This is a genomic window from Glycomyces sp. TRM65418 (assembly GCF_019710475.1).
In the GTDB taxonomy this organism is placed as follows: domain Bacteria; phylum Actinomycetota; class Actinomycetes; order Mycobacteriales; family Micromonosporaceae; genus Glycomyces.
The window spans coordinates 45,902-58,815 of record NZ_JAJFAX010000007.1 but is presented as its reverse complement, the minus strand read 5'-3'; the positions used below and the strand labels follow the sequence as shown (position 1 = coordinate 58,815).

12 protein-coding genes are annotated in these 12,914 nt (G+C 69.1%); 6 read left to right on the top strand and 6 right to left on the bottom strand.

Annotation, left to right across the window (positions count from 1 at the left end; all coding sequences use genetic code 11):
* Positions 1 to 14 precede the first annotated feature (14 nt).
* Genes K3N28_RS16170 through K3N28_RS16160 form a run of 3 tightly spaced genes read right to left on the bottom strand, consistent with a single transcriptional unit; the run spans position 15 to position 3,753 of the window.
* On the bottom strand, positions 15 to 941 hold the full coding sequence (locus tag K3N28_RS16170; RefSeq protein ID WP_228093581.1) for a sugar ABC transporter permease: 927 nt from the start codon (positions 939 to 941) through the stop codon (positions 15 to 17).
* A complete protein-coding gene (locus K3N28_RS16165; RefSeq protein ID WP_228093580.1) occupies positions 938 to 2,476 on the bottom strand; it encodes an ABC transporter permease subunit in 1,539 nt (512 codons plus the stop codon). The genes K3N28_RS16170 and K3N28_RS16165 overlap by 4 nt, the downstream gene beginning before the upstream one ends.
* Before the next feature lie 38 nt (positions 2,477 to 2,514).
* On the bottom strand, positions 2,515 to 3,753 hold the full coding sequence (locus tag K3N28_RS16160) for a maltose ABC transporter substrate-binding protein (RefSeq protein WP_228093579.1): 1,239 nt from the start codon (positions 3,751 to 3,753) through the stop codon (positions 2,515 to 2,517).
* Between the two features lie 153 nt (positions 3,754 to 3,906).
* Here K3N28_RS16160 and K3N28_RS16155 point away from each other — a divergent pair, with 153 nt between their 5' ends.
* Together K3N28_RS16155 and K3N28_RS16150 are read left to right on the top strand one after the other, a co-directional pair.
* Positions 3,907 to 4,905, top strand: a complete 999-nt coding sequence (locus K3N28_RS16155) for a LacI family DNA-binding transcriptional regulator (protein WP_228093578.1) — start codon at positions 3,907 to 3,909, stop codon at positions 4,903 to 4,905.
* 14 nt (positions 4,906 to 4,919) lie between these two features.
* Complete coding sequence (locus K3N28_RS16150; RefSeq protein ID WP_228093577.1) at positions 4,920 to 6,473, top strand: glycoside hydrolase family 13 protein; 1,554 nt, start codon at positions 4,920 to 4,922, stop codon at positions 6,471 to 6,473.
* Between the two features lie 295 nt (positions 6,474 to 6,768).
* Here the strand turns inward: K3N28_RS16150 and fbaA are convergent, their stop codons facing one another.
* Entirely contained in the window at positions 6,769 to 7,791 is a 1,023-nt protein-coding gene (fbaA, locus tag K3N28_RS16145) for a class II fructose-bisphosphate aldolase (protein WP_228093576.1), read from the bottom strand.
* Between the two features lie 186 nt (positions 7,792 to 7,977).
* Here fbaA and K3N28_RS16140 point away from each other — a divergent pair, with 186 nt between their 5' ends.
* Positions 7,978 to 8,190 (top strand): hypothetical protein, encoded by a 213-nt coding sequence (locus tag K3N28_RS16140; RefSeq protein WP_228093575.1) that lies wholly within the window; start codon positions 7,978 to 7,980, stop codon positions 8,188 to 8,190.
* Between the two features lie 147 nt (positions 8,191 to 8,337).
* Here the strand turns inward: K3N28_RS16140 and K3N28_RS16135 are convergent, their stop codons facing one another.
* Complete coding sequence (locus tag K3N28_RS16135; protein ID WP_228093574.1) at positions 8,338 to 10,530, bottom strand: S9 family peptidase; 2,193 nt, start codon at positions 10,528 to 10,530, stop codon at positions 8,338 to 8,340.
* A gap of 144 nt (positions 10,531 to 10,674) precedes the next feature.
* Here K3N28_RS16135 and K3N28_RS16130 point away from each other — a divergent pair, with 144 nt between their 5' ends.
* Together K3N28_RS16130 and K3N28_RS16125 are read left to right on the top strand one after the other, a co-directional pair.
* A complete protein-coding gene (locus tag K3N28_RS16130; protein WP_228093573.1) occupies positions 10,675 to 10,986 on the top strand; it encodes a hypothetical protein in 312 nt (103 codons plus the stop codon).
* Positions 10,923 to 11,249 carry a hypothetical protein gene (locus K3N28_RS16125; protein WP_228093572.1) on the top strand — a complete coding sequence of 109 codons (327 nt, stop codon included), beginning with the start codon at positions 10,923 to 10,925 and terminating at the stop codon, positions 11,247 to 11,249. The genes K3N28_RS16130 and K3N28_RS16125 overlap by 64 nt, the downstream gene beginning before the upstream one ends.
* A 48-nt stretch (positions 11,250 to 11,297) precedes the next feature.
* Here the strand turns inward: K3N28_RS16125 and K3N28_RS16120 are convergent, their stop codons facing one another.
* Positions 11,298 to 12,044, bottom strand: a complete 747-nt coding sequence (locus K3N28_RS16120) for a TetR/AcrR family transcriptional regulator C-terminal domain-containing protein (protein ID WP_228093571.1) — start codon at positions 12,042 to 12,044, stop codon at positions 11,298 to 11,300.
* Between the two features lie 81 nt (positions 12,045 to 12,125).
* On the opposite strand from K3N28_RS16120, the gene K3N28_RS16115 reads away from it, so the two are divergent.
* The gene (locus K3N28_RS16115; protein ID WP_228093570.1) at positions 12,126 to 12,527 is read left to right on the top strand and encodes a VOC family protein; all 402 of its coding nucleotides are present in this window, start codon (positions 12,126 to 12,128) and stop codon (positions 12,525 to 12,527) included.
* Positions 12,528 to 12,914 lie beyond the last annotated feature (387 nt).

Sequence of the window (12,914 nt, the reverse complement as noted above, 5' to 3'; positions counted from 1 at the left end):
TGCTCGCCCGTCTCTCACCCCTTCACCGCTCCACCGGTCAGTCCCGAGACGATGTACCGCTGGAGGCTCATGAACACCGCCACCGTCAGGACCGACGTCAGCAGCGTCCCCGCCGCGAAGATGCCGAAATAGCTCGCCGGGGAGTTCTCCGCCGTCAACGTCTTCAAACCCACCGCGAGGGTCATCTCCGGCCGGTCGGTGAGGAAGAGGCTCGCCAGGATGAAGTCGTTCATGGTGCCCACGAACGCGAGGATCCCCGAGATCGCGATGATCGGCGCCGCCAGGGGCAGGATCATCCCGAAGAAGATCTGCGCGTGCGAGGCCCCGTCGATCGTGGCCGCCTCGTCGAGCTCCTTCGGGATCGTGTCGAAGAACCCCTTCATCAGCCACGTCGAGACGCCCAGCGCCCCGCCCATGTACACCAGCATCAGCCCGAGCTTCGTGTTCAGTCCCGCGACCGGATAGAACTCGCCGATCCGCCCGAAGATCAGATACAGCGCCACCACGGCCAGGAACGCCGGGAACATCTGGATCAGCAGCAGGAACAGCAGCATCGGCCGCCGCCCCCGGAATCGGAACCGGCTGAACGCGTACGCCGCCAGCGACGAGATGAAGATCGAGATGAACGCCGCCGGCACCGCGATCATCAGCGAGTTCGCGAACCACGCCGCGAACGGCACGTTGTCGTCGGTGAACAGCTTCTCGAAGTTGCCGAGGCTGAAGCCCGTCGGCAGCAGGCTCGTCGAGGAGAGCGTCCCGTTCGGGTTGAACGCCGCCGAGATCACGTACACGATCGGCACGAGCCCGAAGACGAGCACCGCGACCGCCACCAGGTGCCGCCAGCCGAACTCGGCCATCCACTTCGCGAACGGCGGCCTGCCCTTGCGCGCCGGAGCCGCGCGTCCCGCCCGCGGCGCGGCGGGTTCGAGTGTCCGCGTCATGAGTACACGTCCTCCTGGTTGCGGGTGAAGCGGAACATGACCGCCGAGATCGTGGCGACGATGAGGAAGATGAACACGCTGATCGCGCTGGCGAACCCGTAGTCGGCGCTGGAGGACCCGAAGGCCTGCCGGAACGCGTACGTGATGAGCAGGTCGGTGCCGCCGACGGCGTCGCCGGCTCCGAACGGGTGCCCGCCGCTGAGCAGTTCGATCGCGTTGAAGTTGTTGAAGTTGAACGCGAACGAGGAGATCAGCAGCGGCGTCAGGGCGATGAGCAGCAGCGGGAGGGTGATCTTCCGGAACGCGGTCACGCCCGTGGCCCCGTCGATCTTGGCCGCTTCGAGCGAGTCGGAGGGCAGGGCCTGGAGCGCGCCGAGGCAGATGAGGAACATGTACGGCCAGCCGAGCCACGTGTTGGCGATGAGGACCATCGCGCGGGCGGACCAGGTGTCGCCGTACCAGTTCACGTCGAGGTTGAACAGCTCGTTGACGAGGCCGAAGTCGCGGTTGAACATCTGCGCCCACACCAGCAGCATCGCGAAGGACGGCATGGCGTACGGCAGGATCATGAAGGTCCGGTAGAGCTTCGTGCCGCGCATGGTCGGCTTGTTGAGCGCCATGGCGGTGCCGAGGCCGATCGCGAACGTGAGCAGGACCGATCCGGCGGCGAACATGACGTTCCAGGTGAAGATCCCCAGGAACGGGCCGCGGATGTCGGGGTCGGTGAGGATGTCGAGGTAGTTGTCGGCGCCGATGTCGACCCGCCAGCCGACGAGGGCGGCCTGGCCGTCCTCGGTCCGGAACGACCCGTCCTCGTCGTCGGCGTACCAGACCGTGCCGGTGGCCGAGTCGGTGATGCAGTCGCAGCCCGCGTCGTAGGAGCGCGTCGACCGGCCTTCGAAGGCCGACAGGCCCTGCAGTTTGATGCCGGTCTCGGGCCCGGTGGGCACGGCCAGTTCGCCGAGCTCGGCCTGGCGTTCGCCCAGTTCGGCGAGGTCCCACACGGTGTAGCCGGGGGCGGCGGTGACCCGTCCCGTGTCGTCGACGGTGGCGTCGTCGAGTTCGGTCAGGCCCGCTTCGGTCCCGGCCCAGGCGGAGCCGTCCTCGTTGTCGGTGAGCAGCAGTGTCAGCTCGCCGCTCGCGGACTCGCCGACGGCGACCAGGTAGGTCGCGCCGCCGGGGGTCTGCTGGACGCCCGCGGCGATGATCGCCTCGGTGGCCTGCTCCTTGTCGACGCGGTGGCCGTCGCCGTAGTTGGTGAAGGAGGTGCCGACGGTGAGGATGACCGGGAGGATCTGGAAGGCGATGAGCAGCAGCGTCCCGGGGATGAGGTATTTGAGCTGGATCGCCCGGCGCTGGAGGTACACGGAGTAGACGACGGCCACGACGGCCGCCTCCAGCGCCAGGCCCCACCAGGCCTCGGCGGCGATGAGCGGCAGGGCCGCCCAGACGGCCAGCGCGGCGACCACCGCGAGTACCGCGATCTTGATGAGCAGACCCGCGGCGGTCGCCGACGCGGGACGTTGGTCAGGCACAGTGCGTTCCTTCGCTCGTCGAGGGCTGACCGGTCGACCTAGGAGGACGCGACGGCGTCGCGGATGGCCTGCGCGGCGGTGCCGGCGGCCTCGGCCCCGGTGGCGACGCCGTCGATCGCGTCGGCCTCGGCGCGGCCGAAGGGCTCCCAGACGGCGTTCATCGCGGGGATGTTCGGCATCGGGACGGCGCTCTCGCCGGCGGCGGCGAAGCCCTGGATGTCGGCGTTGCCGGCGGAGAAGGCCTCAGCGGCGGCGGTGAGCGCCGGGAGGCGCCCGCCGGCCTCGGCGAGGGAGCGCTGCAGGTCCTCGGTGAGGACGTAGTTGGTGACGAACTCCTGCGCGAACACGGCGTTCTTGGCGGTCGCCGAGACGTAGAAGCCCTGGACGCCGAGGAACGGGGAGGCCGGGCCCTGGCCCTCGAAGCCGGGGATGGCGGTGACCTCGTAGTTGAGGCCCGCGCCCTGGACGTCGACGAGCGCCCACGGCCCGGAGATCATGAACGCGGTCTTGCCGTCGACGAAGAACGGGATGGTGTTGCTCGCGTCGATGGTGGTCTTGAGGACCCCGTCGGCGCCGAGTTCGGCGAATTTCTCGAACGCGGCGACGCCGCCGGGGGAGTCGACGCCGACGTCGGTCGGGTCGAGGTTGCCCGCGCCGTCGTCCTTGAACAGGTAGCCGCCCATGGACGCGAACAGCGGGTAGGCGCTGTAGGCGTTGCCGTCGACGCCGACCTCCATGGTGAGGACCTCGTCGGTGCCCGCGGCGCGGCCGGCCGCGATGAGCTCCTCGAACGTGGTGGGGGCCGCGGGCGCGAGGTCGGTGTTGCGGATGAGGCCGAGGTTCTCCATCGCGTAGGGGACGCCGTAGACGTTGCCGTCGACGGTGAAGGCCTTCACGGAGGTCTCGTTGAGGGTGCCCTGCTTGTCGGCGCTGAGGGTGATCGGGGCGATCGCGCCGGCGGCGGCGTACTGGCCGGCCCAGTCGTGCGCGCCCACGACGATGTCGGGGCCCTGGCCCTGCTCGGCGGCGGTGAGGAAGTCCTCGCGGAGGGTCTCCACGTGCTCTTCCACGGTGACCTTGACGCCGACCTGGGACTCGAAGTCCTTGACGAATTCCTTGAGGACGGGCGTGCGGGTCTCGTCGGCCCAGATGACCAGCTCGCCCGAGAACTGCGAGGTCTCCTCGCTCGACGCGTCGCCGTCGTCCGAACCGCAGGCGGCGGCCGCGCCGAGAGCGGCGGCCGAGACGGCGGTGATACCCAGGGTCCTTCTGCGCATGTCTGTCTCACTCCTCATTGAGGGGCCCCGGGGCGGGGGCCGGTGTCCCGGGGCTCGCGCCCCGACTCCCCCGAAGATTAGCAAGATGTTTCAGAATCAGGAAACCCTTGCAACCAAACTGTTGCCAAGTTTCAGATAGGTTAGTCTGTCATCATGCGGCTTCGACTCTCTGACATCGCCCGGCAGGCCGGGGTCAGTGAGGCAACGGTGTCCCGGGTCCTCAACGACAAACCCGGGGTCGGTCAGCAGACCCGACAGTCCGTCCTCACTGCCCTCGACGTGCTCGGCTATGAACGCCCCCCAGCGCTGCGCAAGCACGCCATCGGCCTCATCGGCCTCGTCGTGCCCGAACTGGAGAACCCGATCTTCCCGCTCTACGCGCAGACGATCTCCAACGTGCTCGCCGGCTCCGGCTACACCCCGGTGCTCTGCACCCAGACCCCCGGGGGCGTCTCCGAAGACGAATTCGTCGAGATGCTCCGCGAACGAGCCGTCGCCGGCATCATCTTCGTCTCCGGCCTCCACGCCGACACCGCCGCCAGCACCGAGCGCTACCAGGAACTCAAGGACAAGCGCCTCCCCGTCGCGTTCGTCACCGGCCACCCCGAAGGCGTCGAGGCCGCCTCCTTCTCCTGCGACGACACCGTCGCCGCCCGCATCGCCGTCGAACACCTCGCCGGCCTCGGCCACCACGAGATCGGCCTCGTCTCCGGCCCCGACCGCTACTGGCCCGTCCGCCGCAAGATCAACGGCTACCGCGCCGCCATGCAAGGCGTCGGACCCGAACTCATCGAACTCACCCTCTTCGGCGAACAGGGCGGCTACGCGGCCGCCTCCCGCCTCATCGACCGCGGCGCCACCGCCGTCGTCTGCGGCTCCGACATGATGGCCCTCGGCGCGATCCGCGCCGCCGAGGAACGCGGCCTCACCGTCCCCGCCGACTTCTCCGTGGTCGGCTACGACGACTCCCCGCTCATCGCCCACACCAACCCCCCGCTCACGACCGTGCGGCAACCGGTGCGCGACATCGCCACCGCCGCCGCCCGGGCCCTGCTCGACGAGATCGCCGGGCAGCCCACGCCGTCGTCGGAATACCTGTTCCGGCCCGAACTCGTCGTACGCGGTTCCACCGGTGCGGCGCCCAAAGACTGAAAGGGACCTCCCCGATGAGTGAACACTGGTGGCGCGACGCGGTCATCTACCAGGTGTATCCGCGTTCCTTCGCCGACGCGAACGGCGACGGCATGGGCGACCTGGAGGGCATCCGCTCCCGCATCCCCTACCTGGCGAAGCTGGGTGTGGACGCCATCTGGCTCTCGCCGTTCTACGCCTCCCCGCAGAAGGACGCGGGCTACGACGTGGCCGACTACCGCGCGATCGACCCGCGCTTCGGCGACCTCGGCGACTTCGACCGGATGCTCGAGACCGCGCACGCCGCGGGCATCCGCCTCATCGTGGACCTCGTGCCCAACCACACCTCCTCCGAGCACGCCTGGTTCCAGGCCGCGCTGGCCGCGGACCCCGGCGCGCCGGAACGAGAGCGCTACCACTTCCGCGACGTGGACCCGGCGGCGCCGGACACGCCGCCGAACAACTGGCAGTCGATCTTCGGCGGCCCGGCGTGGACCAAGACCGACGACGGCCGGCAGTGGTACCTGCACCTGTTCGACTCCTCGCAGCCGGACCTGAACTGGGACAACCCGGAGGTGCACGCGGAGTTCGAGTCGATCCTGCGGTTCTGGCTCGACCGGGGCGTGGACGGCTTCCGCATCGACGTCGCGCACGGCATGGTCAAGGCCGAGGGGCTGCCGGACACCGGCGGCGACGGCACGATCGAGATGATCGGCACGACGCAGGCGCCGTTCTTCGACCAGGACGGCGTGCACGAGATCTACCGCGCGTGGCGGCCGATCATCGAGGAGTACGAGGGCGACCGGATCTTCGTCGCCGAGGCGTGGACCGATTCGGCCGAGCGCCGGTCCCTCTACCTGCGGCCCGACGAGCTGCACCAGGCGTTCAACTTCGACCTGGTGCTCGCGCCGTTCCAGGCGGCGGACTTCCGCAAGGCGATCGACTCGGAGATCGCGAACAACGCGGGCGTGGGCGCGCCGTGCACGTGGGTGCTGTCGAACCACGACGTGCAGCGGCACGTGACCCGCTACGGCGGGGGCGAGCGGGGCCTGGCGCGGGCGAAGGCCGCGACGCAGCTGCTGCTGTCGCTGCCGGGCGTCGTGTACGTCTACCAGGGTGAGGAGCTGGGGCTCAACGAGGTCCTGGACCTGCCCGCGGAGGTCCGGGAGGACCCGACGTTCTTCCGCACGAACGGGGAGCAGCTCGGCCGCGACGGCTGTCGCGTGCCGCTGCCGTGGACGCGGGAGGGCTCGTCGTTCGGGTTCGGCGCGAACGGCTCGTGGCTGCCGCAGCCGGCCGACTGGGCCGCGGTCTCGGCCGAGGCCGAGGACGGCGTGGAGGGCTCCACGCTGGAGTTCTACCGGGCCGCGATCGCGATCCGCAAGACCCGGAAGGCGGCGGCGCTGACGTGGCTGGCCGACCCGGGCGAGAACGCGTTCGCGTTCGACAACGGCGCCCTGGTGTGCGTCACCAACTTCGGCGACGAGCCCGTCCCGGTCGAGGGCTACGGCGGCGAGGTCCTCCTCGCGAGCGCCCCGATCGAAAACGGCGCCCTGCCGGGCGGCGCGACCGCCTGGTTCGCCAAGTAACCCGACCCGGCAACGGGCCCGGAGCGGCCGCTCCGGGCCCGTTTCGCGTGCACCGCGGCGCTGGCGGCGGCCAGCGCCGCGCGACGGCGGCCTCGACCGCGGTCCAGTCCTCTTCGCGAACGTCCAGAGGGGGACCTCCTCCCAATGGCCGGCGGCGCGGATCGCCCACCGGCGCCGGTCCCGGGCCACGAGCCGGTCCCATGGATGCAGCCGGACCGTTTCGCCGCCCTGCCCGGCCACGCGAAAGGGCCCCGCCGCACAGCGGCCGGGCCCTTTCTCGCCTTGCGGCGGTCGCTTACTTGATCTTGTTGCCGGCGGAGCGGAGCTGCTGGCAGGCCTCCACGATGCGGGCGGCCATGCCGGCCTCGGCGAGCTTGCCGTAGGCGCGCGGGTCGTAGGCCTTCTTGTTGCCGACCTCGCCCTCGACCTTGAGCACGCCGTCGTAGTTGCGGAACATGTGGTCGACGACCGGGCGCGTGAACGCGTACTGGGTGTCGGTGTCGATGTTCATCTTGATGACGCCGTAGTCGACCGCGTCGCTGATCTCCTGCGCGGTCGAGCCGGAGCCGCCGTGGAAGACGAGGTCGAAGGGCTTGTCCTTGCCGACTTCCTTGCCGATCTCGTCCTGGATCTCCTTGAGGATCTCCGGGCGCAGGCGCACGTTCCCGGGCTTGTAGACGCCGTGGACGTTGCCGAAGGTCAGGGCCGTCATGTAGCGGCCGTTCTCGCCCGAGCCGAGGGCCTGGACGGTCGCGCGCGCGTCGGCGACGGTGGTGTAGAGCTTCTCGTTGATCTCGGCCTCGACGCCGTCCTCTTCGCCGCCGACGACGCCGATCTCGACCTCGAGGACGACCTTCGCCTTGGTGGTGCGGGCGAGGAGGTCCTTGGCGATCTCGAGGTTCTCCTCGAGCGGCACGGCCGAGCCGTCCCACATGTGCGACTGGAAGAGGGGCTCTTCACCGCGGGAGACGCGCTCTTCGCTGATGGCGAGGAGCGGCCGGACGAAGCCGTCGAGGTGGTTCTTCGGGCAGTGGTCGGTGTGGAGGGCGACCTTGACCGGGTAGTTCTTGGCGATCTCGTGGGCGGCGGCGGCGAGCGCGACGGAGCCGGTCACCTTGTCCTTGATCGTCGGGCCGGAGAGGTACTCGGCCCCGCCGGTGGAGACCTGGACGATGCCGTCGGACTCGGCCTCGGCGAACGCGGCCAGGGCGGCGTTGAGCGTCTGGGTCGAGGTGACGTTGATGGCCGGGTAGGCGAAGGAGCCAGCCTTCGCCCGGTCGAGCATCTCGTTGTATTCCTCGGGTGTTGCGATAGGCATGCTGCCAGCTCCTTAGACAAGTCGTTGATTGCTCCCCGACCGGGGGCGGGACTCAGACGCCGCTGTCTGATGGCCTCGAACTATTGCGTCGAGATGAAGTATTGCCCACGGGCGTGTGAAGGCATGACTCAGGCTACCTGGTGGTTCACTGGCCGAGCGGCCTCGGGCGCGTCTACCGTGGGTTATATGAACTATCACCGGGAATGGGCGGACCAGTCCGACGAGTTGTCCGAGTTCGATCTGGTCGACTCCTCTGAACCTTCGGGCGGGGACGACGACCCTGAGGCGCCGGTCGCGGAGGAGGAGGGGGCGGTCCCCGACGAGGCCGACCCCGCCGACGCGGCGGAGCAGCATCAGATCGTCCTGCTCGACGACGACGAGGAACTCGACGCACGGTAGACGAATGGAGGCCCGGCCCCGCGGACGACCGCGGGGCCGGGCCTCATGCCGTGCCGGGCGACTGTTCAGGCGGCCGACGCGAGTGCGGCACGGCAAGCGCTCACGGCAGCGCTGCCGCGCTCGAGCAGCCGCAGCGAACTGCGGCGCTCAGGCGACCTCGGCCGCACCGAGCTTGTCAAGTACCCAGGCGAGGTTGAAGGCCTCTTCCTCCCAGGCGTCGTAGCGGCCGGAGCGGCCGCCGTGGCCGGCTTCCATCTCGGTCTTCAGCAACACGTCCGAGTCCGGGCTCTCGTGGCGCAGCTTCGCGATCCACTTGGCGGGCTCGTGGAAGCCCACCCGGGTGTCGTTGAGGCTGGTCACGGCCAGGATCGGCGGGTACCGCACGCCGGTGACGTTCTCGTAGGGCGAGTACGACTTCATGTACTCGTAGACCTCGGCCGACTCGAGCGGGTTGCCCCACTCCTCCCATTCGATGACCGTGAGGGGCATCGTGGGGTCGAGGATCGTGTTGAGGGCGTCCACGAACGGGACGTCGGCGAGGATGCCGGCGAACCGCGCGGGAGCGAGGTTCGCGACGGCGCCCATGAGGAGGCCGCCGGCCGAGCCGCCGCGGGCGACGATCCGGTCGGGCGCGGCCCAGCCCGCCTCGACGAGGTGGTCGGCGCAGTCCACGAAGTCGGTGAACGTGTTCCGCTTGTGGAGCAGCTTGCCCTCCTCGTACCACCGGCGGCCCATCTCGCCGCCGCCGCGGATGTGCGCGATCGCGAAGACCACGCCGCGGTCGAGCAGGCTCAGGCGGGCGATGGAGAAGTACGGGTCGATCGAGTGCTCGTAGGAGCCGTAGCCGTACAGCAGGCACGGCGCGGTCCCGTCCGGGGCGACGCCGGCCTTCGCGACGATCGAGATCGGCACCTTCGTGCCGTCGGCGGCCGTGGCCCACTCGCGGTACTGCACGTAGTCGGCCGGGTCGAAGTCGCCGAGGACGGGCGTGCGCTTGCGCAGGCGCAGCTCGGCGTCGTCGATGTCGTAGTCGTACACCGAGGACGGGGTGACGAGCGAGGTGTAGCCGAGGCGGATCTGCCGGGAGTCGTAGTCGACGTTCTCTCCGAGGCCGACGGCGTAGATCGGCTCGTCGAACTGGATCTCGGTCAGGCGCGCCCCGTCGTACTCGTGCCCCGGGCCCTGTCCGGCTCCGCCTTCAAGACTGCGCTCACGATCCTTTCCGGCTCCGCCTTCAAGACTGCGCTCACGATCCTTTCCGGCTCCGCCTTCAAGGATGGCCACCTGCGAGAGTCCGGCGCGGCGCATCGAGACGACCACGTGGTCGGCGAAGGCGTCGGCGGATTCGAGGCGGACCGCCTCGTCGTGGGGAATGACCTCGTTGAACTGCGTCGTGTCGTCGACGGGCGCCCAGCCGAGGGTGAAGTTCTCGGCGTCCTTGTTGTGGAGCACCCAGAACCGGTCGCCCTGGTGGTCGACGCTCAGCTCGACGCCCTGGACGCGGCCCTCGCCGAAGACGGTGAACTCGCCCTGCGGGTCGGCGGCGTCGAGGTAGCGGTACTCGGTGGTGATCTTGGAGCCGGAGACGATGAAGAGGTAGCGCTCGGAGCGGGTCAGGTCGATGCCGGTCCAGAACCGCTCGTCGTCCTCCTGGTAGACCAGGACGTCCTTGTCCTCGTGCTCGCCGAGGACGTGCCGCCACACCTGGTACGGACGCCAGGCGTCGTCCACTTTGGTGTAGAAGAAGACGGAGCCGTCGCGCGACCACGCGCCGCCGTAGAAGACGTTCGGGATGTCGTCGGGGAAGTCCTCGCCGGTGCGCAGGTCCTTGAACCGCAGGGTGAAGCGCTCGTCGCCCGAGTAGTTCACCGCATAGGCCAGCAGGTTCCCGTCGGGGGAGACGTCGCAGGTGCCCAGGGAGAAGAAGTCGTGGCCCTCGGCGAGCTCGTTGCCGTCGACCAGGATCTCCTCGCCCTCGACGGCCACCCCGGCCTCGATCTCGGGGGGCGTGTCGCCGTCGGCCTTGAGGCGGCACTGGATGCCGTACTGCTTCCCCTCCTCGGTGCGGCCGTAGTACCACCAGCCGCGCTTGCGGACGGGGACGGAGAGGTCGGTCTCCTGGGTGCGTCCCTTGATCTCACCGAAGATCGCCTTGCGCAGGCCGGCGAGATGGGCGGTGCGCGCTTCGGTGTAGGCGTTCTCGGCCTTGAGGTAGTCGACGGTGGCGGAGTCCTCGGGATTCTTGAGCCAGGCGTACGGGTCGTTCACGGTGTCGCCGTGGTGAGTGCGCGGTTGGTCGCGGCGCGGAGCCGCGGGTTTCGCAGGTTGCGTTTCCGACATGCCTCAACTGTAAGGGCCGCGGGCGGGACGCGCCGGTCACAGCGTGGCCGCCGCTTCTCGATCATAAGTTACTCATAAGTAATATATGGACGGTCATCTGCCCGTGTAACCGCCCGAATCGGGACGCATCGGCCTGTGAGGAGAGTGCCCAGGAGCGACCAGGCCGGTCAATCGCCTGAAATACCCGGCGGCGACATCCAAGGCACCGCCACCGACACCCTCGAACAGGCCTCCAGCGACCTCACCGACCTCAAGACCGGCGCCGCCGACGTCGCCACCCAGGTCGCCGCCGCCACCGCCGAATCCGGCGCAGGCGACCTCGCCGACGGCGTCGGCCTCGACGCCGAGGACGCGCTGGCGACCGTCGGCCTGGCGATCCTCACGTTCTCGCGATGGCGCACCTGTTCAAGCTCGCGTTCGGCACCGCGGGGAGCCTGCTCCTCGCCGTCCTGCTGATGCTGCAGCTGACGAGCGCGGGCGGGCTCTACCCGGTGGAGACGACGCCGGAGTTCTTCCAGGCGCTGCCTCCGCCGCTGCCGATGAGCTACGTCGTCGACACACTGCGGGTGACCATCAGCGGCGGGGAGGCCTCGCACGTGGTCAGAGCACTGCTCGTCCTGGGCGCGTCCCTGGTCGGCACGCTCGCGGCGTCGTCGCCGGTGGTGGCGGGCCGCCGCCAATGGAGGCCGGACAGCCTGCACCCGTCGCTCCAGATCTGAGCCGGGACGGCGCGGGCATCCATCGTGGACGACCGCGCCTTCGCCGCGTCAGCGCTCGATGAGCGTGCTGAGGCCGTCGAGGGTTCGCTCGAGCCCGAACACGAAGGCGTGCTCGGGGTTGTAGGCCGCGTCGTGCGCCTCCCCCGCGGCCTGGCCGACGCGGACGGCGGTCGGGAAGCGCGCGGGGTCGAGGACCCTCGCGAGCAGTGGCCCGTTGGTCTCCCACCACTCCTCGTCGCTCATGCCGCTGGTCTCGCGCTCGGCGTCGGACTGGGCCGCGTCCCGCGCGGCGGTGCGCACGAAGGCGAGCAGGTAGGTGAGGGCGTCGTCCATCTCCACGTCGCTCAGCCCGAGTCCTTCGAGGGCCTGGAGCTCGTGCTCGTACTTGGCGCACTGCCCGGGCCCGAGCGGCGGCCGGTTCGGCGATGCGGCAGCGGCCCAAGGGTGGGCCCGGTAGAGCGTGTAGTTGTCACGGGCGACCGTGGCCAGGCGCTCGCGCCAAGAGCCCTGCGCTGGTGTCCGCGCCATGCCCTCGAACAGGGAGTCGAGCATGAGCGAGACGAGCTCGGCTTTGCCCGGCACGTAGGTATAGAGCGTCATGGGGGCCTTCCCGAGCTCTTGGGCGAGGCGGCGCACGGTGACCGCTTCGAGGCCCTCGGCGTCGGCGAGGGCGATGGCGGCGGCGACCACCTCGTCCACGGTCAGGCCTTTGCGGGGGCCGCGGCTGGTCTCGGGCGTGGCCCTCCAGAGCAGTTCGAGCAGATTCGGTCTGGGGGACTCGGTGGTGGCTCTCACAGAGGAATCCTATCGCGCAGACTTGTACGGCGTACGACGTACTTTGTACAATATACAACGTACGAAGATAAGGAGCCGCACATGCGCATTACCTCGTCCGCCGTTTCGCTCAACGTCGCCGAACCGACCGCCTCGGCCGAATTCCTCAAGCGCCACTACGGCTTCGCGGAGGACATGGCCGCGGAGGGCTTCGTCTCGCTCTCCCGCCCTGACGCCGGCTTCAACGTCATCTTCCTGAAGACAGGCCTGTCGACCTTCAAGCCCGAGAGCGCGAAGGGGCACGCCGACGGCCTGCTGCTCGTGTTCGTCGTGGACGACATCGACGCCGAATACGCCCGCATCCAAGAGGAGGGCGTCGCCATCACCACGCCGATCGAGACCGAGGAATGGGGCGAGCGCTACTTCCAGACCGCCGACCCCAACGGCGTCATCATCCAGCTCGTCCAGTGGATGGTCGACCCCAAGACCGCAACCGAGTCATAACCTGCAATAACAAACGAATCCCCAGGGTTATCCACAGGCGGAAAACCTAAGGTTGCCGCTCGCTTGCAACCCGTGACACGGTTGAAAGATGCGCCACCGAACCATCGCCGTCGGCACGCCCACCTCCACTGTCCACAAGGCTGCACCCCGCATGGATTCCACTGCGGAGAAAGTTATCCACAGGAAGAAACTCGCTGTTGCCGGTCAATCGCAGAGCGTGTCAGGGTTGAAACAAAAAAGCCATCTGGCCCTGCGGGATGGCGGCGACAGAAGGGGATTCGCGAACGTCGCCATACCGAGACCGCGCGCGGGAAGCCGCCCGCGCGCGGTCCCCGCAGGACCATGCCTTCCGCGGAACACGCGGGCGGTCGGGCACACCAGCCCGAC

What these genes read in the sequence shown, in the direction of transcription:
- K3N28_RS16170 (WP_228093581.1), bottom strand. Translation starts at nt 941, where the DNA reads ATGACGCGGACACTCGAACCCGCCGCGCCGCGGGCGGGACGCGCGGCT.
- K3N28_RS16115 (WP_228093570.1), top strand. Translation starts at nt 12,126, where the DNA reads ATGCGCATTACCTCGTCCGCCGTTTCGCTCAACGTCGCCGAACCGACC.
- K3N28_RS16135 (WP_228093574.1), bottom strand. Translation starts at nt 10,530, where the DNA reads ATGTCGGAAACGCAACCTGCGAAACCCGCGGCTCCGCGCCGCGACCAA.
- K3N28_RS16160 (WP_228093579.1), bottom strand. Translation starts at nt 3,753, where the DNA reads ATGCGCAGAAGGACCCTGGGTATCACCGCCGTCTCGGCCGCCGCTCTC.
- K3N28_RS16155 (WP_228093578.1), top strand. Translation starts at nt 3,907, where the DNA reads ATGCGGCTTCGACTCTCTGACATCGCCCGGCAGGCCGGGGTCAGTGAG.
- fbaA (WP_228093576.1), bottom strand. Translation starts at nt 7,791, where the DNA reads ATGCCTATCGCAACACCCGAGGAATACAACGAGATGCTCGACCGGGCG.
- K3N28_RS16125 (WP_228093572.1), top strand. Translation starts at nt 10,923, where the DNA reads ATGGCGCACCTGTTCAAGCTCGCGTTCGGCACCGCGGGGAGCCTGCTC.
- K3N28_RS16150 (WP_228093577.1), top strand. Translation starts at nt 4,920, where the DNA reads ATGAGTGAACACTGGTGGCGCGACGCGGTCATCTACCAGGTGTATCCG.
- K3N28_RS16140 (WP_228093575.1), top strand. Translation starts at nt 7,978, where the DNA reads ATGAACTATCACCGGGAATGGGCGGACCAGTCCGACGAGTTGTCCGAG.